The 21,827-nt window shown below is 62.3% G+C and carries 16 protein-coding genes and 1 tRNA gene; 5 read left to right on the plus strand and 12 right to left on the minus strand.

All coding sequences use genetic code 11. From position 1 onward, the window contains the following. Window positions 1-11 precede the first annotated feature (11 nt). Complete coding sequence (locus FHS64_RS11595) at window positions 12-1,913, plus strand: LuxR C-terminal-related transcriptional regulator (protein WP_167178450.1); 1,902 nt, start codon at window positions 12-14, stop codon at window positions 1,911-1,913. A 330-nt stretch (window positions 1,914-2,243) separates the two neighbouring features. Further along, window positions 2,244-7,415: an Ig-like domain-containing protein gene (locus FHS64_RS11600; protein ID WP_167178452.1), complete on the plus strand. Its 5,172-nt coding sequence runs from the start codon at window positions 2,244-2,246 to the stop codon at window positions 7,413-7,415. A gap of 52 nt (window positions 7,416-7,467) precedes the next feature. Here FHS64_RS11600 and FHS64_RS11605 read toward each other — a convergent pair whose 3' ends face one another. The 8 genes from FHS64_RS11605 to FHS64_RS11640 all read right to left on the minus strand — a co-directional run bounded on the left by FHS64_RS11605 (window position 7,468) and on the right by FHS64_RS11640 (window position 11,934). Beyond that, window positions 7,468-7,989, minus strand: a complete 522-nt coding sequence (locus FHS64_RS11605; RefSeq protein WP_167178454.1) for a rhodanese family protein — start codon at window positions 7,987-7,989, stop codon at window positions 7,468-7,470. Next, the gene (locus tag FHS64_RS11610) at window positions 7,986-8,312 is read right to left on the minus strand and encodes an ArsR/SmtB family transcription factor (protein ID WP_208380932.1); all 327 of its coding nucleotides are present in this window, start codon (window positions 8,310-8,312) and stop codon (window positions 7,986-7,988) included. The genes FHS64_RS11605 and FHS64_RS11610 overlap by 4 nt, the downstream gene beginning before the upstream one ends. A gap of 148 nt (window positions 8,313-8,460) precedes the next feature. Beyond that, window positions 8,461-8,545, minus strand: a tRNA-Leu gene (locus FHS64_RS11615). Between the two features lie 120 nt (window positions 8,546-8,665). Next, on the minus strand, window positions 8,666-9,673 hold the full coding sequence (locus FHS64_RS11620) for a fumarylacetoacetate hydrolase family protein (RefSeq protein ID WP_167178458.1): 1,008 nt from the start codon (window positions 9,671-9,673) through the stop codon (window positions 8,666-8,668). An 84-nt stretch (window positions 9,674-9,757) separates the two neighbouring features. Further along, entirely contained in the window at window positions 9,758-10,027 is a 270-nt protein-coding gene (locus FHS64_RS11625) for a hypothetical protein (RefSeq protein WP_243862955.1), read from the minus strand. 43 nt (window positions 10,028-10,070) lie between these two features. Then, entirely contained in the window at window positions 10,071-10,544 is a 474-nt protein-coding gene (locus FHS64_RS11630) for a methyltransferase family protein (RefSeq protein ID WP_167178462.1), read from the minus strand. Beyond that, complete coding sequence (locus FHS64_RS11635; protein ID WP_243862956.1) at window positions 10,545-11,675, minus strand: isoaspartyl peptidase/L-asparaginase family protein; 1,131 nt, start codon at window positions 11,673-11,675, stop codon at window positions 10,545-10,547. A gap of 52 nt (window positions 11,676-11,727) precedes the next feature. Further along, entirely contained in the window at window positions 11,728-11,934 is a 207-nt protein-coding gene (locus tag FHS64_RS11640; protein WP_167178464.1) for a hypothetical protein, read from the minus strand. Between the two features lie 164 nt (window positions 11,935-12,098). On the opposite strand from FHS64_RS11640, the gene FHS64_RS11645 reads away from it, so the two are divergent. From FHS64_RS11645 to FHS64_RS11655, 3 genes are read left to right on the plus strand one after another with little or no spacing between them, the layout of a single operon-like run. Further along, on the plus strand, window positions 12,099-12,677 hold the full coding sequence (locus FHS64_RS11645; RefSeq protein ID WP_167178466.1) for a YqaA family protein: 579 nt from the start codon (window positions 12,099-12,101) through the stop codon (window positions 12,675-12,677). A gap of 47 nt (window positions 12,678-12,724) precedes the next feature. Next, window positions 12,725-13,264, plus strand: a complete 540-nt coding sequence (locus FHS64_RS11650; protein WP_167178468.1) for a disulfide bond formation protein B — start codon at window positions 12,725-12,727, stop codon at window positions 13,262-13,264. Window positions 13,265-13,290: 26 nt separating this feature from the next. Beyond that, entirely contained in the window at window positions 13,291-13,881 is a 591-nt protein-coding gene (locus FHS64_RS11655) for a demethoxyubiquinone hydroxylase family protein (RefSeq protein ID WP_167178470.1), read from the plus strand. Here the strand turns inward: FHS64_RS11655 and FHS64_RS11660 are convergent. The 4 genes from FHS64_RS11660 to lepA form a co-directional block, all read right to left on the minus strand. Then, window positions 13,878-14,876, minus strand: a complete 999-nt coding sequence (locus tag FHS64_RS11660; RefSeq protein WP_167178472.1) for an esterase-like activity of phytase family protein — start codon at window positions 14,874-14,876, stop codon at window positions 13,878-13,880. The two genes, FHS64_RS11655 and FHS64_RS11660, sit on opposite strands and share 4 nt — an antisense overlap. Next, complete coding sequence (gene cobT / locus FHS64_RS11665; protein WP_167178474.1) at window positions 14,873-16,747, minus strand: cobaltochelatase subunit CobT; 1,875 nt, start codon at window positions 16,745-16,747, stop codon at window positions 14,873-14,875. The genes FHS64_RS11660 and cobT overlap by 4 nt, the downstream gene beginning before the upstream one ends. A gap of 102 nt (window positions 16,748-16,849) precedes the next feature. Continuing rightward, complete coding sequence (locus FHS64_RS11670; RefSeq protein ID WP_167178476.1) at window positions 16,850-19,699, minus strand: M16 family metallopeptidase; 2,850 nt, start codon at window positions 19,697-19,699, stop codon at window positions 16,850-16,852. Window positions 19,700-19,868: 169 nt separating this feature from the next. Beyond that, complete coding sequence (gene lepA / locus FHS64_RS11675) at window positions 19,869-21,677, minus strand: translation elongation factor 4 (protein ID WP_167178478.1); 1,809 nt, start codon at window positions 21,675-21,677, stop codon at window positions 19,869-19,871. Window positions 21,678-21,827: the final 150 nt, after the last annotated feature.

The following is a 21,827-nucleotide window of genomic DNA, read 5'->3' on the forward strand; positions in this document are numbered from 1 at the left end:
AGTGAACCAGTATGTCTGACAAAGCTTTGCCATCTGCCCGCAAGGGGCCGCCCAAGACGGAGCGTCTTCCGGTCGCTTCTGTGCGCCCCGATCTGTTGCACCAACGGCAGGGCCTGCGTGAACTGGCCAGCGAGCTTAGCCGGCATATCCGCCCCGAAGACTATACAGACGCCTATCCCGAGGCGGGCCAACTTCAGGCGGTGCTGCGCTTCCTGCTGCCGTCGCCCCTGCCGATGGCTCTGATGTGGGGCGAGGACGAGCGGCTCTATTTCAATGCTGCCTTTGCCGCACTGCCGGGTATGGGGCACGTGTCTTTCGGCGCGATCCTGTCCAAGGCTTCACCCTTGCGCGACTGGTGGCGCAAATCCGCTCAGGGCGCGTGCGAGATTGCCCTGAGCGACCAGAAGGACGCAGACAGGGCAGACGCAGACAAGACGGATGCAGGCCCCCCGCAAAGCTACTGGTCCGTGCACTGCTGGACCTTTTCAGACGATGCCCATCCGGTAAATGTGCTGACCCTGTTGCCGCAAACCCGTCGGGTACTGGCCGAACAGGCCCTGCGCGCCAGCGAGGAAACGCTGGCCACCCTGATGGACCAGACGCCGCGTCTGTTGTGGCGCTGTACCCCCGACGGCGTCAGTGTCTGGGCGAACAAGCGGGCGCGCGATTATCAGGGGCTCGCCCCCGATCAAACGGGTTGCTGGGCCGATGTTCTGGACACGCATGACAATCTGCGTCTGGAACGGGCCTTTGCCGAGCATCAACAGGACCGTCAGGGATTTGCCCTGCACGTCCCCCTCAAGGGCGGTGATGCAAGGGCGCGTGTTCACCGGCTGCGTTTCAGCCCGATCTTCGATGCAGAGGGGCGGATCGGGGCATGGGCCGGATCGGGTCTGGAGATTGACGACTGGCACAGTGGCTGGGAGGCGATGCGCCCGCCCTTCGATCTGGTGCCGGGCCGTCACGATGTGATCTGGACCATGGGGGTGGGGGAGCGCACGATCCGTCCTCTGGACCCGCAAACGCGACAGGACTGGGGTCCGGTGCTGGAGGGCCAGCCGCTATCATGGCACGAATGGTGTGCCGCCATCCTGCCCGAAGAACGCGAACTGGCTCTGGCCATTCCCGAAAGGGTCCGCGCCGGAGAAATGGTGCAGGTCACACTGGGGCTGGCTGTCCCGTCGGAAACCTATCAGGCCGTGGCGCTCTATGTGTTTCCGGTTGATCCCGGCGCACAGGATGGTGGCCGCATCGGCGGCATGTTCCGCCCCGTGCGCCACAGGGTCGAACAGCGCGCCTATTGGGTGCGTATCGGCGGTCCCGACCTGCACGGTTTCGAGGAACAACGCGCGGCCCTGCTGCTCGATCAGGTGCGGCTGCTCCAGTTCGACGAACCGGCCACCTTCGTCGCTGTCTCGCGCGACCTGCAACCGGGGGCCGTGATTTTTCAGGCCCCGAACGAGCCACAGCGCCTGTTTGAAATCCTCGAAGAGCTGAATTTGTCGGCCCGCGAAGTGCCGTGGCTGGTCACCGGCACGCAGGCCTATCCTTTGGAAGCCATCGTGCGCCTGATGCGTATGGGGGCCGGTGATGTCCTGTCGGCCAGTACGGGGCCGCGCATTGTCACCGAGGCCATCCGCACCGTCGTCTCCAAAGTCCGTCACAAGGCACCGCCCGTACCCGAAATGGTGGTCGATAACGGGGTACAGGACAGGTTGTCGGAACTGAGCGAACGCGAGCGTCAGGTGCTGGACGGCCTGCTGGCGGGCGGCACCAACAAGACGATTGCCCTGCAACTGAAGCTCAGCCCGCGCACGGTCGAGGCCCACAGGGCACGCCTGATGGATCGTCTCAGTGCCAAATCGCTTGCGGACCTGCTGCGCGTGGCATCAGAGGCCGGCCCCGCCGCGTAAAATGCGGTGTGTTCCCGTTCGCGTCATAAAAATCACAGTGGCAAAAGGCCGCCCCCAAGCACATCCCGCGGACCGTTTCAGGCCCTAAAGGCGTGAGGGCACGGTCTTAAAGTGTCAAAAATGTGCTTAGAAATGATGCGCTTACGGCAGAGCTGAAATGCCGCCTCAAGCACAGCTTTCCGGTGGCGTTGGGCCATAAATATCCAAGTTTTCAATGCTTAGGGAGATGTACCTAGTAGTTGTACGCAGCAACGTATCGCCGTTCCGTAAGCTTTATCGGTCTAGCTGGCCTGCAATAAGGCCGATTTTAGACTGTTGATGGAGCGTTCGATGCAGACCCCCACTGCGAAACCCATGACCGTGGAAGCCAAGCTGGCCACCGCAACCCAGCCCGTATCCCAAGCGGCGACAATTGAAGGCATCGGTCGCATCGACGTCGCGTCTGCCGAGAAAATCTATCTGCGTATGTATGCGGGTACCGTCTCCAATATGGTGCGTGACGGTGCGGATCTGGTCGTGGTCGGGCCGGACGGGGAGGTTATTCGCCTCGTCGGTTTCTATGAAGGCTCCGAACCGCGCCAGCTTCTGCTGATGGATGATCAAGGCGGTCTGGTGATGATGGAAACATCACGCGCCATCACCGATGGTCCGATGCCGGTCTATTCGACGGGCGTGCTGGAACCGTCACCGTTCGAGGGCCTGACCCATGGCGAGGGCGACGGCCTCATGGGCGCTCTGGCCGGTGGTGGCGTTGGCGCGGCCATGGCCGTGATTGCAGGTCTGGGGATTGGCGGCGCGGTCTATAGTCTCGTCAATGACGACGACAAGGATCCGACCCTGCCGGAACTGCCGGACACCACAGCCCCTGCCGCGCCGGGCAATCTGCAATTCAGCCCTGACGGCAGCAAGCTGGGCGGCACGGCCGAAGCCGGTTCGACCATTACGGTCCGTGATCCCTCGGGCAAGATCATCGGCACCGGCACGACCGGCAGCGATGGCCGGTTTGAGGTCAGCCTCAGCCCGCCGCTGATCAATAATGAAAAGGTGACGGTCACCGCCACGGATCCGGCAGGCAATGTCTCCGGCCCGTCGGATGCGACGGCTCCGGACCTGACCCCGCCCGCAGCGGCCACCAATCTGGACGTCAATGATGACGGCACGGTCCTGACCGGCGAGGGCGAACCCTCCAGCACGGCCAAGGTCTATGCACCGGACGGCACCTTGCTGGGCACGGCGACGGTCGGCGAGGACGGTACGTTCAGCGTCACCTTGCAACCGGCACAGGTGGATGGCGAAACACTCAAGGTCACGCTGACGGATGCGTCGGACAATGTGTCCCCCGATGCCTCGACCACGGCCCCCGACCTGACCCCCGTGAGCGGCGCGATTGACGCGCCCGCTCTTGATATTCCCGAAGCGGTTGGCGGCATCGACGACGCCGAAATCGCGGACGGTATCCAGGCGGTTGTGACCTTCGGCAAGGGTGCCGAGGCCGGTGGCAAGCTGGTGGTGACGATTGATGGCGGTGTCTCGGTCGAGCATGTGCTGACCGCTGCGGATATCGCCGCCGGAAAGGCCACCGTGGTCCTGCCCGACAATCTGGCCCATGGCAGCTATAATGCCAGTGCCGTCGTGCTGTCCCCCACGGGTGAAAGCTCGCCACCGTCTGCCGGTTTTGCCTTCGATGTTGTGCCCGGCGGTATTGTCGGACCGGATGGTGTGGTGGTCAATATTGCCGCCATTGCCGGCGATGACATTGTGAACATTGCCGAGTCGCAAGGCTCGGTCACTCTGTCGGGCACGGTCGGCAGAGTGGGTGGCTTCAAGCCCGGTGGCACGATCGAGATCGAGGCCAACGGCACCACCTATCGCGGCCAGATCCAGTCTGACGGCACATGGTCGGTGTCCGTGCGTGGCTCGGACCTGACGGGCGGCACGCTGAGCGCCAAGGCCGATATTGTCGATAATGACGGCGTAGCCCGCGAGGGTACCGGCACACGCGACTATGCGCTTGATCTGGTGCCGCCTTCGACACAGGCCCCGACATTGGCCATTTCCGGTGCCGATGACGGCGTGGTGACCGGTGCGGAACTAAACGCCGGACTGGATGCCGAGGTCGGCCTGCCACAGGGTGCCTCTGCCGGTGACATTGTCGTCCTGACCATCACGGTCGGCGGCAATGCGCAGGAAGTCACCCACACGCTCAGCGCCGCCGACATTACGGCGGGCAAGATCACCATCGCTCTGGGCAGCGATTTTGACGATGGCGACTATGTCGTGACGGCCGAACTGCGCGATCCGGCGGGCAATCCGTCGCCATCGGCCAGTGCCGGTTTTGAAATCGACGCCGTGGCGCTGGATGTCGGCGCTTCGATTGCGGCTGTCAGCGAAGTGGACGCCTCCGTCGCTGCGGTTGGCCAGATTGCCATTACCGATGCCACGGCCAATGCCACCATCACCCTCAGCGGTCCTACCACGAGCTTCACCTCGCGCGGCGAAGCCATCAACTGGCAAACCGCAGGCAATGGTGATCTGATCGGTGTCGCCGGTGGCCGCACCGTCCTGACCGTATCGATCGCGGCGGATGGCAGCTATAGCGTGAAACTGGCGGACGGCATCGACCATCCGGTCGGATCGATCAGCATCGCTCTGCCCATTACGGTGACAGTGACCGATGGCGGCTCGACGGCCATCGGCGCGATCAATGTCGATGTCACAGACGGCGTGCCGACCGTGGCCGCACCGATGACATTGTCCCCAACCCAGCCGGGCCTCCTGAGCGGCACTCTGGTCACCGATATGGGACTGGATGGCGGCCATATGGAAACTGTCACGGTGGATGGCCTGACCTTTACCTACGCGCCCCAGAGCGGATCGGTGGCTGTCTCGGGTTCTTCCAGCACGGTCCTGTCACATAGCTTCGAAGGCCAGACCCTGACCGTCACCACCATCCGTGGCGAAACGGTCGAGATCGACATGGCCACCGGAGCCTATAATGTCACGGTCACGGGCCGCGAGGCTCAACCGGCCGGCAACAACAACCCGTATGCCAGCATGGGCGAGCCGGGCGGCCTTCTGGGTCTGGTTGATGCCAATGTGCTGGATCTGGTCAAGCTCGAGCAAAACCAGCTCTTCACGGCCTCCGATCTCGACAATAATCTCAAATCTGTTGAACTGAACTACAACGCCCTGATTGGTCTGGGTGGCGGCAGATTTGCCTATGACACCAAGCTGGCCGCCGAACTTGGCATCAAGGTCACCGAGCTAAGCTATTCTGGCCTGCCGCTGGTCGCCCATAATACCATCCTCATCGAAGCCGCGGACAGCGGGACGCTGGACAACTGGAAGCTCAACGAATTCCTTGGCACCCTGACAATGGGCGGAGGTCTTCTGGCGATTAATGCCGCTTCGACCTTCAGCATCAAGGCCACGGATACCCAGAACAACGCGACCTCCAGCTCCGACTTCAAACTGGCCGACGTCAAGGTTGGTGGTGGCTTGATCGGCACCAGTCTGCCGGAACAGTTCATCAGTGGTGACGACACCGCCAACACCATCGTGGCCACCGAAGGTGCCGCAGGCACCGGTCTGGATAACCGCATCTATGGCTATGGCGGCGATGACCGGCTGGAAGGCGGCAAGGGCAATGACATCCTGCGCGGCGGTTCCGGCAGCGACACCCTGCTGGGCGGTGATGGCAATGACATCCTGATCGGCGGCACGGGTGCCGATACCATGACCGGCGGTGAGGGCACCGATATCTTCCGCTTCGAGCGCGGCGATCAGGTCAATAGCGGTGGCGTGGTTCAAGACACCATCCTCGACTTCAACAAGGCGGGCCTGAGCCAACAGGGCGACGTCCTTGACCTCAGCAACCTGCTGCAAGGTGAAGGTCGCGTCGGCAAGAGCGCCGGTAATCTGGGCAACTATCTGCACTTTGAACAAACCGCAGATGGCACAGTGATCCATATCTCCACCACGGGTGGCTTTGCGGGCGGGTTCAGTGCCGCCAATGCCGGTGCCACCGACCAGCGCATCCTGCTCAAGGGCGTAGACCTGACCGCAGGGTTTGATAGCGACATCGCCATCATCAATGATCTGCTGGCCAGCAACAAACTGCTGGTGGACGCCAAGACCTCGGCCGATCCGGCTGGCCATGGCGACCTGCAAATCGGCGGCTCGGTCGTCGATGGTGACGGGGATCGCGGCAATAGCTCGGTCACGGTGGATGACGACACGATCGGCTCGTCGGCCAGCAATACGGCCCCGACCGTCGGTGCCGCCGCCGAGGCCACACTGGGCCTGCTGGGTGGCAGCCTGCTGGGCTTCACCCTGAGCAGCCAGGATCTTCTGGTCGCCGATGCCGATAATAATCTGGCCCGGGTTGCGCTGGAATATGCGCCTGCTGTGGCGGTCAATCTCACGCCGCTGAGCTTTGCCTATGACAAGACCATGGCCACCGCCCTCGGCTACGAGGTACGCGTGACCCATTCCGATGGTGTGCTGGGCCTGCTCGCTCCGAGTGCCAAGATCGAGATCGTCTCGACCTCGGGCGATCCACTGGACAATGCCGAGATCAATGCCTTCCTGCAGACGGTCCATGTGGTCGATCCGCAGGGCGGATTGCTCTCCAGCTCGCTGCTCAGCCTTGGTCTGCTGAACGCCATCAACCTGACCGCTGAAGACGTCTGGGGTGACAGCAGCAGCGCCACGATCGGCTCCTTCCTCGATGTGAACCTGCTGAACAGCATTGGCGGCCCACAGGGCGGCGCGGGTACACTCGGCCTGCTCTCTGCTGTGGAATGGCTGGATGACGGCACCGCTATCGGAGGCATTGACGGGCTGACGGACATGATCGAGGGCTATCTGTCCGACGGTCTGGATGCGACGCCCCTAGGTGACTTGGGTGACTTGGGTAACTTGGGCGGCTTGACCGACCTGCTGCCAAACGGCCTTGACGGCAATATCGTCAGCGACCTTGCCGACAGCCTGCAAACCGCTCTGGCGGGTGGTTTCACGCAAGGCCACATCGCGGACTTCATCACCAGCATCGGCACCCATGTCGAGAACGCGCTTTCGGGCACACCACTTGAAGATTTGGCGCAGTCCGTCCGTGAACATCTGGGCAGCAGCGCCATCTCGGATCTGGTGGCCGATGTTCAGGCCGAACTGACCGCACGTTTCGCTGACAAGGCGGACATGCTGGCCGACTTCTTCGGCGAGGTTCAGAACGGTCTGGGTGGCTTGGGTGGTCTGGGCAATCTGGGTGGTCTGGACAATCTGCTGGGCGGACTGGGCTTCTCTGCCGACAGACTGCCGCTGTCCGATCTGGCCGATAGCTTGCTGGATGCCGATGACGGCCAGTGGCTGTTCGATGCGGTGGGCGATGCCCTTGATGCGGTCGGTACGGCCTTCTCGCCGAACTTCGCGCAACAGATCGACCTGCCGGTCTTCTCTGCGGTCTTGGAGCCTCTGGACGATCTCGTCGGCCATATCCTCTAGGATCAGGCCTCATGGGGAAAGGGCGGTGCAAATCTCTTGCACCGCCCTTTTTCTATGCGTTTCTACGGTTCCACGGCGCATAGGCCAGAAGGCGCGCCATGCCACAAAAACCGGTACTGCCCGCCACAAACAGTCCGGCCCCGACAAAGGCGCTCAGACCATAAAAGGCCGGATGCACCAGCGTGCCCAGAGCCACACCCAGCAGGATCAAACCCCCGGCGATCATCTGCACCTGGCGCATCATGTCGATGGGTTTGGACCTGTCGATACGGGTGGCAAAACCTGCTTTCTTCCAGCCATCCACCCCGCCTTGCAGCACATAGGTCGTTTGATAGACGCAGGCTGCCAGACGTTCCGCATTGGCCGCCGTGCGATTGCCCGAGCGACAGGTAAAGACCACGGTTTTGCCGGAAGGCTCCAGCGTTGCGGGCAGGGCCGAAAGCGGCTGGCTGCGGGCACCGGCAATATGTTCGCGGGCATATTCGTCGGCCTCGCGGATATCGACCAGTTCCACAGTCCCCTTGGCCATCAGGTCCGAAACTTGTACGGGCGACAGGGGTGTAGGTTTGTTCATGATGCGTCCTCGGGCGGGCAATAGATGTCGGCCAGTGTGGCAATGATTTTGGCCACAGCCGGATTTTCGATGCGGTAGAAAACAGCCGTGCCCTCGCGGCGGGTACTGACCAGTTTGTCTTCACGCAGGCGGGCCAGATGTTGCGACAGGGCCGATTGCGACAGGCCGATATGCTGCTGCAACTCCGACACCTGCATTTCCCCTGCACCAAGCTGGCACAGCACCAGAAGGCGATGCGGATTGGCCAGACATTTCAGCATGGCGGCGGCTTCGCCAGCGCGGGCCTCGAACGTGTCGAGCATGGAGGGCGGGATATGTCTCATGCCTTCCATATATTCTTATGTTCTAAATTAGCAATATCTAATATTAAGAACCGCACAGGACCACAATCCTGCGGTCGCTATAGACGCCATGATCCAGCCACCGCTGGGACAGCGACGGGGCTTAAAACAGATTGTCAGGAAAATACAGTGGTGCCGGTGGTCGGACTCGAACCGACACTCCTTGCGGAACCGGATTTTGAATCCGGCGCGTCTACCAATTCCACCACACCGGCACGGTCTGGAGGAGGCGCAATCTAGCGATGGCTTCGCTGTGGTCAACGCTAAATAAACAAAGATGAAAAGAAAAACGCCGCCCATTACAGGCGGCGTTTTGGATGGGGGTGGTTTAGAGCCTAAACCTTGGTCACGGTCTGCTCGATGGCCCCGAAAATCGAGTGGTTATTGTCGTCCAGCATCTCGATGCGGACCACATCGCCATATTTGAGGAAGCCGGTTTCGGCGGCACCCTTTTGAATGGTTTCAACCATGCGCACCTCGGCGATGCAGCTATAGCCAAGGCCGCCTTCGCTGACGGGCTTGCCGGGGCCACCATCGGCATCCTTGTTGGAGACGGTGCCCGAACCGATGACCGTACCGGCACACAGGGCGCGGGTCTTGGCCAGATGCGCGATCAGGGTGCCAAAGTCGAACGTCATATCCACGCCCGCATCGGCCTTGCCGAAGGACTGGTTGTTGATATTGACCAGCAGTGCGCCGTGCAGCTTGCCGTCCTTGAAGCGATCACCCAGTGCATCGGGTGTTACAAACACCGGCGACAGGGCGCTGGCGGGCTTGGACTGCACAAAGCCGAAACCCTTGGCCAGTTCGCCCGGGATCAGGTTACGCAGCGAAACGTCATTGACCAGACCGACCAGACGGATCGCGCCCAGCGCCTCTTCACGGGTGGCACCCAGCGGCACATCGCCGGTGACGACCACGATCTCGGCTTCCAGATCACAGCCCCAGGCCTCGTCCTTCAGCGGCACAATATCGCGCGGTGCCAAAAATCCGTCCGAGCCGCCCTGATACATCAGGGGGTCGGTCCAGAAGGTCGCCGGCATCTCGGCATTGCGCGCTTTGCGAACCAGTTCGACGTGGTTCACATAGGCCGAACCGTCGGCCCATTGATAGGCACGCGGCAGGGGGGCTGCGGCATCACGCTCGTGGAAGCGGCCACGCGGCACGGCTTCGTTCTCCAAGCTTGTCGCCAGAGCCCGCAATAGCGGCTCGCAACGCTCCCAGTCATCCAGCGCGGCCTGAAGCGTGGGGGCGATCAGAAAGGCGTCTGTAAACCAGTTAAGGTCATTGGAGACGACGACGAGGCGGCCATCACGGCCATGCTTGAGCGAAGCGAGTTTCATAGATCAAAGCTAGTCGAGAGCGGGGCAAGTTTAAAGTGGCCCACCCTATGGCTCACGCAAGATGTGATGACGTGCTGCGGGCCTCTAGTTCTGGCGCGGACCGATCACCGCACGGGCCTCGGCCCCCGTTTGTAGGGCAGGGTCGCGCACCTCGACCTCGACAACAATGCCGCCACCCGGCTGGCCGTTTTCCCACAGATAGCGGCGCTCGACCTCGACCTCGCGGCCCGACGGTGCCATGGCCTCATAGGTGTCACCCCACGGGGTGATCTTTTTCATCTCGGCAAAATGCAGGCTGCACGCTGCATCCAGCTCTTCCAGAGCCATTTCCGACAGTTCGTTTTCAGTAGTCATGCGGCCCATATAGGGCGTGACGCCCCCTTGTGGAAACGGCCCGTCAGATCCAGCGGCGCACCTTTTGGCGATAGGCCTCATAGGCCGCCCCGAAGACGGCTGACAAATGGGCCTCTTCGCGCGGGATCACGAAACGGTCGACCACAATCAGGCACGGCACCACAAGACCCACAGCCACCGGCGAATCCATCGCCACGGCAAAACCCAGATAGGTCAGGGCAAAGCCCAGATAGATCGGGTTGCGCGTATAGGCGAACAGGCCATCGGTCAAAAGGTTCGACGCCCCTTTCCACGGTTCGACCGCCGTCTGGTGGCGGCGCATCTGCCCCGCCGCCAGACCGTCAAACCCCAGACCCACCACGATCAGGATAATGGCCAGTCCGCGCCTCAGCCCCTCGGTCAGGCCCAGTGTGAAATCAGGGCCGACCTGCTCGATCCCCCATCCTGCCAGCAGGAACAGCAGAAAGATCAGGGGCGGCGGAAATTTCACGCCGGGCGAGGTGCGCGGATCGGTCATTTATTTCTCTTCGTCGGCATAGATGGCCACGCGGGCCGCAGACGCGCTGGACACCGTGGCGCGGTACATACCCGAGGTGTTCATGGCAAAGGCGACTGTGCCATCGGGGGCAACAGCAATCACGCCGCCATCACCGCCCAGACGCCCGACCTCGGCAATCTCGGCCTCGGCTGCGGCTTGCAGCGACTGGCCGCCCGCCGTGCCGTGGCAGATATCGCGGGCGACGGTGGCGCGGATGAAATACTCGCCCGCACCCGTGGCCGATACAGCACAGCCATCGGCATTGGAGGCATAGGTGCCCGCGCCGATCACCGGCACATCCCCCACACGACCCCAGCGCTTGCCTGTGGTACCGCCCGTCGACGTCGCCGCCGCGATACGTCCGCTCTGGTCCAGAGCCACCGCCCCGACCGTACCGAACTTGCGTTCATCCAGCGGCGCTTCATGCAGGTTAAAGGCCAGAGGTGCCGCCGGACCCGCTCTCACTGGCGCAGGCGGCGCACCTTCGGGACGGGCCGGAACCGGCTCGCCACGATCGCGCAGGGCTTTCTCCAGCGCCTGCCAGCGGCTTTCGGTGAAATAATAGGCCGGTGCCACCTGCTCCAAGCCGACCGAGGCGGCAAAGGTTTCGGCCCCTTCGCCAATCAGCATGACGTGCGGCGACTGTTCCAGCACCGCGCGGGCCGCGCGTACCGGATTGCGCGTGCGCGTCAGGCCCGCCACCGAGGCCGCATTCAGATTGGTGCCGTCCATAATGGCGGCGTCCAGTTCGTTCTTGCCCGCCGAGGTAAAGACCGCGCCCTTACCGGCATTGAACAGCGGATTGTCTTCCAGCACCCGTACCGTGGCCTCGACCGCATCCAGCGCCGAGCCGCCCGCCGACAGCACAGCCTGACCGGCTTCCAGCGCCTGTTGAAGACCTTGACGGTAAAGCGCGTCACGTTCCGGTGACAGGCTGGCGCGTTCGATCACACCGGCGCCGCCATGCAGCGCCAACGCCCATTGCCCCTGCGGAGCCGCGTCCTGAGCCCCGTCCTGAGCATTGGCCTGTCCGGCCCCCAGAGCCATCACAGCCCCCAGCGCCAGTGCGCCGCCCACAGTGCGGGTCAGTTTCAAAGCCGATTGTTTCATCACGCGTCCCTCCGGTACCTGTCATCGGCAATAGGATGGAGCCGCAACTTTGTCACCCGTTCAGGTGTTCGCCCGAGCCCGTATTGCGCAACCGGCAGGCAATGCGGAACACGATAAAGGGCAGGACGGCACACACTATAGCCACGCCCAAAATCACCCAGAACCCGCCCTGCATGGCCCAGACCCCGATCAGCCACGCGCCGCCAATCGCGCACAGCGGGCTAAGCCACGGAAACCAGTGAGGCACTTTGACAGGCATAAAGGGGCTCGAAACGTAAAGTCCGGTAAACGGCAAAGCTATGCCCATGCTGGCCAAACGGCAAGCTGACAGTTTCGCACATAGTGACGGAACGCCGCCTCGCCCTCCCGTCTTGCGCTTGCTATGAAGGCTGACATGCGGCGCACAGGCAGGCCGGAGTATCTATGCTGCGTAAGCTTTATGACTGGGTGTTCTCGCTGGCCCGCCACCGCCACGCCACGCGTTCGCTGGCTGTGGTGTCCTTTGCCGAAAGCTCGTTCTTTCCGATCCCGCCCGATGTGATGCTGGCCCCCATGGTGCTGGCCAAGCCGGACCGCGCCTATTTCTATGCCACGGTCTGCACCGTGGCCTCGGTTCTGGGCGGCCTTCTGGGCTATGCGATCGGCTATTTCCTCGAGCCGGTCGGCATGGCCATTCTGACGACGCTGGGCAAGGCCGACACGTTCGAAGCCTCCAAGGTCCTGTTCCAGAAATATGGCGCGTGGGTGATCGTGATAAAGGGGGCCACCCCCATTCCCTACAAGCTGATCACCATTTCGGCGGGCGTGTTCCAGTTCAATCTGGCCCTGTTTGTCATCCTCAGCGTCCTGACCCGCTCGGCGCGGTTCTTCCTTGTCGCCTTTGTTCTAAAGCGTTGGGGGCCGCCCATGCTCAAGATCGTGGAACGGCGTCTGGCCCTGTTCACCGTGCTGTTCCTGATCGTGATGGTCGGGGGGCTGGTGGCTGTGAAATTCCTGCACTGATGCAAGATGGATGACGGCATGAAAATAGCCGTCTAAGACTGTCCGCCATGAAGCGCCTTTATTCCATTCTGATGCGCTGGTGGACGGTGTTCGCCTTTGTGATCTCAGCCGCCATGCTGGCTGCCGCCCATGCGTTCGAACGCTTTGGCGGGCTTGATCCGTGCAATCTGTGCCTCAAGCAACGCGAGGTCTACTGGGCGGCTCTGGCCGTATCGGGGGCAGCCACCGCTTGGCATATGATCAGTCGTTCGCGTCGCGGCACCCCGCGTCTGGCCGCCTTTGTGCTGGCTCTGGTCTTTATTGCAGGGGCCATTACGGCGGGCTTCCATGCCGGTGGCGAACAGGGATGGTGGGCGCTTCCGGCCACCTGCATGGCGGGAAATCCTGCCGATGTCGATTACGGCAATCTTGCCGGTATCCTGAACGGTACGGTCGAGATTGATCCCATTACCTCGTGCGGCGATATCGCATGGAGCTTTATGGGCCTGTCGATGGCGGCATGGAATTTCATCGCACTGGTGCTACTGTCGGTCTTGAGCCTTCTGGCGGCCAAGCGTCCCAAAGACGCCCGCGCCCCTAGAAACTAGGCCGAAGGCGTAGATAGAGTGTCCCGATGACCCAGACCCCTGACAGCATAGCCGATGCCCGCCGCGTGCCCCTGCCGCGTCCGGGACCGGGTGCGCCGCAGCGCCGTATGGCCGAGATGCTGCGCGTGGATCATGCGGGCGAGTTTGCGGCCGTACACATCTATCGCGCCCAGCGCGCCATTCTGGGCGACCGCAAGGGCATGGAGCAGATCACCGGTGACCTGACCGAGATGGAAGGCCACGAGCAGGTCCATCTGGATCGCTTCAACGCCCTTTTGAATGAACACAAGGTGCGCCCCACCGCGATGATCCCTGTGTGGAAGATCGCCGCCACGGTGCTGGGCGCAGGGACCGCCCTCATCGGTGAAAAGGCCGCCCATGCCTGCACCGAGGCCGTCGAGAGCGTGATCGAAGAACATTATGCCGACCAGATCAAAGAGATCAGCGACCGTGATCCCGAACTGGCCGCCGAGCTGACCCAGTTCCGCGAAGAAGAACTGGCCCACCACGATCACGCCATCGCCCATGGCAGCCGCGAGGCTCCGGCCTATCGCCTGCTCAGCAGCGTCATCAAGGTCGGCTGCAAGGCCGCCATCAAGATCAGCGAACGTATCTAGGGCGTAACGTCAAAGGCCAGCATCAGCGTGCGCTGGAGCGGGTTCTCGTTATCGTCCGACAAGATATAAAGACGGGTCTTGCCGTCTCGTTTCGTGGCCGCAATACCCTCGAAATTATCGGTGGTGGCGGGCAGTTTCAGCTCGACCATAACCGGACCCAGAGTGCCGTCCTCGTCCATGCGCCGCACCCGCGCCCGCGCATCCATTGGCGGCGTATAGGCACGCTGCACGATCCACCAACCCCGACCATCCGGATCACGATCCATGCCGGTGGTGCGATAGTCACTAACCTTTAGCGGCTGATCGGGCGGCATCCGCACCAGCGTACAAGTCGGCTCCACAATGGCGTGACAGTCCCAGATGCCGCCGGTTTCGCCACCGACGCGCCAGCCCAGTCCTGCGCCCGAACCCGAGGAGGCCAGCGCCTCCATGCCCTCATTGTCGCCAAACGGCCAGACCGGGCGCACCACACTGACGGGCAGGCGCATATCGTCCAGCGGCCCATAGTTCCAGATGCGGTGATGGCCCTCGAAACTGACCAGCAGATCGCCATTGGAAAGGATGGCCAGACCCTCGGCATCGCCATCGATCTTTTCGGTAATCGGCTGCCCGTCGCTCAGCGTCAGGCGACGGCTGCGCCATTGGCCCAGCCCGACCAACTGGCCCGCCGCATCCAGTTCAATCCGGCCCTGTACCAGTTCGCCCTTGTCGGACACCGTGACAAAGCCGTCAGTCCCGATCAGTTTCAAATCCGACAGACTGCGCACCGGCGACAGGGTGGGGGTCAGTACCTGCACCCCGCCTGCAAAGCGGACACCCTCGGCCAGACGGCTGCCCAGTGGCAGACCAAGACCGATGGTGCGCGTATCCACCTCGACGGCCTGCCACGGTGAATCGGGGATGGCATTGCGCCATGGCTGGCTGGTGATCGCCGCGCCCGCACAGGCCGCCAGTGTCAGACAGGACAGGGCCGCCAGATAAAGTCTGCGGTTCATGCCGCCTTCTTGCGCCGCGTCGCCGCCTTGCTGGCCACTGTCTTGGTCTCAAACAGTTCGGCCAGTTTTTCGGTCATGGCACCGGCCAGTTGCTCGACATCGGTGATTGTCAGGGCGCGTTTGTACCAGCGGGTCACATCGTGGCCGATACCGATGGCCAGAAGCTCGACCGGCGAACGGTCCTCGATCTCGGCAATGACGTGGCGCAGATGCTTGTCCAGATAAAGCGCGGCATTGGCCGACTGGGTGGAATCATCGACGGGCGAGCCATCGGAAATCACCATCAGGATACGGCGCTGCTCGCTGCGGGCCATCAGGCGGTCATGCGCCCATTGCAGGGCCTCGCCGTCGATATTTTCCTTCAGCAGGCCTTCGCGCATCATCAGGCCAAGGTTCTTCTTGGCGCGACGCCACGGCGCATCGCCGGCCTTGTAGATGATGTGACGCAGGTCGTTCAGACGGCCCGGATTGGCGGGCTTGCCCTCGCTGATCCAGCGTTCGCGGCTTTGACCGCCCTTCCACGCACGGGTGGTAAAGCCCAGAATCTCGACCTTGACCCCGCAGCGTTCCAGCGTACGCGCCAGAATATCGGCACAGACCGCCGCCACCATGATCGGGCGACCGCGCATGGAACCGGAATTGTCCAGCAAAAGCGTCACAACCGTATCGCGGAACTCGCTCTCGCTCTCCATCTTGAACGACAGCGGGCTGGTCGGATCGGTAATCACGCGGGTCAGACGCGCCGTATCCAGCATGCCTTCTTCAAGGTCGAACATCCACGAGCGGTTCTGCTGGGCCATCAACCGGCGTTGCAGCTTGTTGGCCAGACGCGACACCACACTGCCCAAGGATGCCAGTTGCATATCCAGCATGGCCCGCAAACGGTCCAGCTCCATCGGGTCACACAGTTCGGAGGCATCCACCACCTCGTCAAAGGCGGTGGTGAAGGCTTTATAGAAATCGACCGCGCGACCGTCATCGGCATTTTCTGTGCGATTGGGCATAGCCCCTTCGCTCAACTCGGGGTCTTCCTCGCCGGGTTCCCCTTCGGGATCGGAAGGGCGGCCGTCGGGGCGGGTCTGGCGCTCGTCTTCGGCGTTCTGGTCGTCGCTGGATCCATCCAGTGATTGACCGCCTTCGGCCTCGCCATCCTCTTCTTGCTCGTCCTCGTCGGGCGCGTCCTGCTGGGCCTCGTCCGGTTCGTCCTCGCCCTCGTTCTCGCTATCGTCCGGCGTGTCTGCCGAAGAGGCCTCAAGGTCCAGCGCCCGCAGCAGATCGTTCAGACGACGCGCAAACAGGCTCTGGTCATTGGCGCTTTCGGCCAGCGCATCCAGTTGTGCGCCCGCCCGACCTTCCAGATCGATACGGATGCGGTCCACCATATCGCCCAGACCATCCGGCGCGCGTGTACCCAGCAACCGCTCGCGCAACATGATGGCGACGGCCTCGGCCAGTGGTACCTTGTCGGCCTCGGCCCGTAAGGCCCCTGTGCGTTCCAGACGGCTGACCAGAGCCGCCCGCAGGTTCTGGCGCACACCGGCCAGCTTGCGCGCGCCAATGGTTTCCACCCGCGCCTGTTCCAGCGCGTCAAACACTTCGGCGGCGGTGCGATCGACAGGCCGTGCCTTGGCGTCGATTGCGGGGTCGTGGTTGGCGAGTTTCAGCGCAATCCGGTCGGCCTGACCGCGCGCGGTCGCCTCTTCGGCGGCGCTCGGATTACGCGGCGGGTGCGGCAGGGTCAGGACATTGCCAACCAGTTTTGGCCCGTCCGAGGCAAAATGAACCTCCAGCTCCGGCTGTTCTGCCAAAGCCCGCGCCGCATGCGCCAGCGCCCGCTTAAAAACTTCCTGTGGTGTCTCTGGACCGGCCATGGCCCACACATAGACGATGCCACGCCAAGGGGAAGGGGGCAGATCGCAAAAGGGGCCAGCCTTGCGACTGACCCCTTCCGGTATCTGTGGCCTTGAAGACCCTTAGTCGATGGCGCGAACCTCGACCGGCAGACCAAGGGCCTCCAGTTGCGGCTTCACCTTTTCGGCGTCACCGACAACAACCCAGACGAACTTGGTCGGGTCGATGGCGGCCTTGACGGCAGCATCCATCTGGGCGGCGGTGGCGGCGTTGATACGCGTGGCCATAGCTTCCTGATAGCCGTCGGGGCGGCCATACAGGCTGTTGGAACGCAGGGCACTCAGGACGGCACCGCCCGTTTCATACGAACCGGCCAGCGAGCGGGTATCACCCTTGAGGGTGCGCTCGTGTTCGGCTGGCGTCACGCCTTCACCGCCGAGGAAGCGGTTATATTGGTCCAGCAGGGCCTGGACCGAGTCACCCGTGCGGTCGGCCTGAACCGGCGCATTGATGAGATAGTGCATGCGGTCCTGAACAACCATGAGCATGCCACGCACACCATAGGACCAGCCCTTGGTTTCACGCAGATCGGCATTGATGCGGCTCAGGAAGTCCGTACCCAGAACCGTATTGCCGAGGTTCAGAACCAGATTGTCGTCCGTTCCCGAAACCGGCAGCACCTGACCGCCCATGATGATCGACTGCGGCGATTGCGGACGGTCGATCAGCACAATACGGGCCGATGTCTGCGGCAGAGCTGCCGAGAAGTCCTTCACGCCCTTGGCTGCCGATGGCGCACGCCAGTCACCGAAGGCTGCGTTCAGCTGAGCTGTCACTTGCGCCAGCGGCAGGTCCGAAACCACGAACAGCTTGGCATTGTCCGGACGGATCCAGCTCTGGTGTTCACCCACCAGATCAGCCCGCGTCAGAACGGTGATCACTTCCGGCGTACCCGAACCGCTGTTCGGTCGGCCATAAGGATGCGTCTCGCCATAGACCAGCGACGGGAAGGCGCGGCTGGCCAGAGCGGCCGGCTGGGTCTTCTCGCTGGCCAGACGGGCCAGACGCTGGGCGCGGATACGCTCGACTTCCGACGGGCTAAAGGCCGGATTACGCAGCACATCGGCAAACAGGGTCAGCGACGGCTCCAGATTGGTGCTGACGCTGCTCAGGCTGGCCACAGTACGGTCCATGCTGGAGCCAAAGCCGAGCGTTGCACCCAGACGTTCCTGCGCCTCGGCCAGAGCCAGCGAGTTGCGCGTGGTCGAGCCTTCTTCCATGACGTTCAGCATCAGGGTGTGGGCACCCAGACGGTCGGCACGGTCGGCGGCAATACCGGCATCGAATTCCATGGCGATACGCGTCACCGGCACGGCGGTCGAGTGGGCATAGACCACCTCGATACCGTTCGACAGAGTGGCGCGTTCCACATCGGGGAAGTCCACATTCTTGACGTCGCCAATGCTTGGGGCCGGATCACGTTGGACACGCACAATCTCGGCCGCTGGTGTCGGGGTTGCGCCCGACGGCGTCGCAGCCGCATCGACATAGGCCTCGCGCTCGCCCGGCAGAACGGTCTGGCTATAGACCGGACGGGTCAGCCAGCGCTGCATGGCATCACGCACCTGTTGCGGCGTTACGGCCGCATAGCGCTCCAACTGCTTCTTGTAGTGGTCCGGATCACCGGCATACAGCTGGCCCTCGGCCAGAACCGAAGCCTTGCCATTGGCCTGTTCCAGACCCTGAATGGTGCGCGACGCATATTGGGTCACCACGCGGTCGATCTCGTCCTGCGTCGGGCCATTGGCCATCAGGTCGTTGAAGGCAGCGTCCATCTTGGCGGCCACGGCTTCAGGGTCCTGACCTGGTTTCACCGTCACCGAATAGGAGAACATGCTGACGCGCTGGAACACCTGATTGCCCGCCGACACGCCCGACGCCGTCTGCTCGCCACGCACCAGAGCATTGTCCAGACGCGAGCTGTTCAGACCGCCCAGAACCGAGGCGGCGATGCTCAGCGGCACCGTATCGTCATGCAGCATACCCGGCGTGACCCAGTTGCGGCTGACGCGGGCCTGCGCCACGCGGTCGTGCAGGGTCTCGGAAACCGGCGCGGCCAGTGTCGGCACATCTGCGGCCGCAGGTGTGTTCACCGGACCGGCCTTGATGCCGTTGAAATACTTGCCGACCAGTTCGCGGGCCTTGGCCTCGGTGATGTCACCCGACAGCACCAGAACCGAGTTGTTCGGACCATAGTTGTCGATGAACCACTGGCGCACGGTGTCCATGCTGGCCGCATCCAGATCGGCCATCGAACCGATGGTCGAGTGGCGATACGGATGGCCCTCGGGGAACAGGGCTTCCAGAGTGGCATAATAGGTCAGGCCATAGGGCTGGTTGTCGCCCTGACGCTTTTCGTTCTGCACAACACCGCGTTGCAGGTCCAGAACCTCCTGGCTCACCTGACCCAGCAGGTAACCCATACGGTCCGATTCCAGATACAACGTGTATTCCAGCGCGGGCGTCGGCACGGTCTGGAAATAGTTGGTGCGGTCAAACCAGGTCGTGCCGTTCAGCGCGGTCGCACCGGCTGCATTCATGGTCTGGATGTGCGAAGACGGGCTGTTTTCCGAACCGCCGAACATCAGGTGCTCGAACAGGTGGGCAAAACCGGTCGAACCCTTCGGCTCGTCTTTAGAGCCAACATTGTACCAGACGCTGACGGCCACGACCGGTGCCTTGTGGTCCTCGTTGACCAGTACGGTCAGGCCGTTATCCAGCTGGAAACGCTTCCACGGAATATCCACACGCGCGATCAGATCAGCCACCGGCGCACCGCGCAGCTCCTGCGCCTGAGTGGTGCTGGCCGGAGCCGGAGTGGTAGCCGTTACCGCCGCAGTATGGGCAAAGGCCGCCGGCGCAAAACCAGCCATAAGGGCCGCAACAGCGGCAGAAGTCGCAAGACGACGCATAGATTCCCCCTCGGAAATAGATTTGTCGCGACCTTACCTGCCTTATTTCTGCCCGCAATGCGACATGACGTTTCCTGTCCAAAAGTTCATGTTTGCCCGCCTGACAGACGTAAAGAAAAAGCCCCGACCAGATGGTCGGGGCTTTTCAATATCATTCGCCAAAGGCGGATCAATCGTCGTCCATTTTGAGGGCGGCGATGAAGGCTTCTTGCGGGATTTCTACCTTGCCGAACTGACGCATGCGCTTCTTGCCCGCCTTCTGCTTTTCAAGCAGCTTCTTCTTGCGAGTGGCGTCGCCGCCATAGCATTTGGACGTCACGTCCTTACGCAGGGCGCGCACGGTTTCGCGGGCGATGATCTTGCCACCGATGGCGGCCTGAATCGGGATGGTGAACATGTGCGGAGGGATAAGCTCCTTCATCTTCTCCACCATGCCACGGCCACGGGTCTCGGCGCGGGCGCGGTGCACCAGCATCGACAGGGCGTCCACGGGCTCGGCATTCACAAGGATGCTCATCTTGACCAGATCGCCGACCTTGTAATCGGTGATCTCGTAGTCGAACGAGGCATAGCCCTTGGAGATCGACTTCAGGCGGTCATAGAAGTCGAACACCACTTCGTTCAGCGGCAGCTCATAGACCACCAGCGCACGCGAGCCGACATAGGACAGCTCGATCTGGTTACCACGACGGTCCTGACACAGCTTGATCACGCCGCCCAGATATTCGTCCGGCGTCAGGATGGTGGCCTTGATCCACGGTTCCGAAATGGTTTCGATCTGCATGACGTCCGGCAGGTCGGCCGGATTGTGCAGGTCGATATGGGTGCCGTCGCGCAGACCGATCTTGTAAACCACCGACGGGGCGGTCGCGATCAGGTCGAGATTGAACTCGCGGCTCAGGCGTTCCTGAATGATTTCGAGGTGCAGCAGCCCAAGGAAGCCACAGCGGAAACCAAAGCCCAGCGCCGCCGAGCTTTCCATCTCATAGGTGAAGGACGCATCGTTCAGACGCAGCTTGGCAATGGCCGAGCGCAGATCGTCAAAGTCTGCAGCATCGACAGGGAACAGGCCACAGAACACCACCGACTGGACTTCCTTAAAGCCCTTCAGCGGTTCTGAAGTCGGTTTCTTTTCGTCGGTAATGGTGTCGCCGACGGCGGCGTGGGCCACTTCCTTGATCTGTGCGGTAATAAAGCCGACCTCGCCCGGACCAAGCGCCTCGACGGGCGTGTTCTTGGGCAGGAAGACGCCGACGCGGTCGACAAGGTGGGTCGTGCCCGACTGCATCATCTTGACGCGCATACCCGCCTTCAGGACGCCGTCGAACACGCGCACCAGCAGCACAACGCCGAGGTATGGATCGTACCACGCATCGACCAGCATGGCCTTCAACGGGGCATTCACATCCCCCTTGGGCGCGGGCAGACGCGCCACAATGCCTTCCAGCACGTCCTCGATGCCGATGCCCGACTTGGCCGAGCACATGATGGCGTCGGACGCGTCGATACCGATCACATCCTCGATCTGGGCGCGTACCCGATCCGGTTCGGCAGCGGGCAGGTCGATCTTGTTGAGGACCGGCACAATCTCGTGATTGTTGTCGATGGCCTGATAGACGTTGGCCAGGGTCTGGGCTTCGACGCCCTGCGACGCATCCACCACCAGGATCGAGCCTTCGCAGGCGGCCAGCGAGCGCGACACCTCATACGCAAAGTCGACGTGACCCGGCGTGTCCATCAGGTTCAGGATATAGGTCTCCCCATCCTTGGCCTTGTAGTTCAGCCGCACGGTCTGCGCCTTGATGGTGATCCCGCGCTCTTTCTCGATGTCCATATTATCGAGAACCTGTTCCGACATCTCCCGCGCGGTCAGCCCGCCGGTGAATTGGATCAAGCGGTCAGAGAGCGTGGATTTGCCATGGTCGATGTGGGCGACCACGGAGAAATTCCGGATGCGTTCAATAGGAGGCGTCGTCATGTAGCGGCGCTTAGCATCGCCTGAGCTCAAACGCTACTTCTGCGATGGGATGACGTAGTCGATAGGCGGGCTGTGTGCGGCCAAAATCCTGCTTAACGCCGGTTTACCATGCTTGTTGTGGAACTCTTTAAGCGTAGCTGCGCCTTATTG

The sequence above is a fragment of the Brevundimonas terrae genome (assembly GCF_011761985.1).
GTDB lineage: Bacteria > Pseudomonadota > Alphaproteobacteria > Caulobacterales > Caulobacteraceae > Brevundimonas > Brevundimonas terrae.

What these genes read in the sequence shown, in the direction of transcription:
- FHS64_RS11595 (WP_167178450.1), top strand. Translation starts at nt 12, where the DNA reads ATGTCTGACAAAGCTTTGCCATCTGCCCGCAAGGGGCCGCCCAAGACG.
- FHS64_RS11600 (WP_167178452.1), top strand. Translation starts at nt 2,244, where the DNA reads ATGCAGACCCCCACTGCGAAACCCATGACCGTGGAAGCCAAGCTGGCC.
- FHS64_RS11605 (WP_167178454.1), bottom strand. Translation starts at nt 7,989, where the DNA reads ATGAACAAACCTACACCCCTGTCGCCCGTACAAGTTTCGGACCTGATG.
- FHS64_RS11610 (WP_208380932.1), bottom strand. Translation starts at nt 8,312, where the DNA reads ATGAGACATATCCCGCCCTCCATGCTCGACACGTTCGAGGCCCGCGCT.
- FHS64_RS11620 (WP_167178458.1), bottom strand. Translation starts at nt 9,673, where the DNA reads ATGAAACTCGCTTCGCTCAAGCATGGCCGTGATGGCCGCCTCGTCGTC.
- FHS64_RS11625 (WP_243862955.1), bottom strand. Translation starts at nt 10,027, where the DNA reads ATGACTACTGAAAACGAACTGTCGGAAATGGCTCTGGAAGAGCTGGAT.
- FHS64_RS11630 (WP_167178462.1), bottom strand. Translation starts at nt 10,544, where the DNA reads ATGACCGATCCGCGCACCTCGCCCGGCGTGAAATTTCCGCCGCCCCTG.
- FHS64_RS11635 (WP_243862956.1), bottom strand. Translation starts at nt 11,675, where the DNA reads ATGAAACAATCGGCTTTGAAACTGACCCGCACTGTGGGCGGCGCACTG.
- FHS64_RS11640 (WP_167178464.1), bottom strand. Translation starts at nt 11,934, where the DNA reads ATGCCTGTCAAAGTGCCTCACTGGTTTCCGTGGCTTAGCCCGCTGTGC.
- FHS64_RS11645 (WP_167178466.1), top strand. Translation starts at nt 12,099, where the DNA reads ATGCTGCGTAAGCTTTATGACTGGGTGTTCTCGCTGGCCCGCCACCGC.
- FHS64_RS11650 (WP_167178468.1), top strand. Translation starts at nt 12,725, where the DNA reads ATGAAGCGCCTTTATTCCATTCTGATGCGCTGGTGGACGGTGTTCGCC.
- FHS64_RS11655 (WP_167178470.1), top strand. Translation starts at nt 13,291, where the DNA reads ATGACCCAGACCCCTGACAGCATAGCCGATGCCCGCCGCGTGCCCCTG.
- FHS64_RS11660 (WP_167178472.1), bottom strand. Translation starts at nt 14,876, where the DNA reads ATGAACCGCAGACTTTATCTGGCGGCCCTGTCCTGTCTGACACTGGCG.
- cobT (WP_167178474.1), bottom strand. Translation starts at nt 16,747, where the DNA reads ATGGCCGGTCCAGAGACACCACAGGAAGTTTTTAAGCGGGCGCTGGCG.
- FHS64_RS11670 (WP_167178476.1), bottom strand. Translation starts at nt 19,699, where the DNA reads ATGCGTCGTCTTGCGACTTCTGCCGCTGTTGCGGCCCTTATGGCTGGT.
- lepA (WP_167178478.1), bottom strand. Translation starts at nt 21,677, where the DNA reads ATGACGACGCCTCCTATTGAACGCATCCGGAATTTCTCCGTGGTCGCC.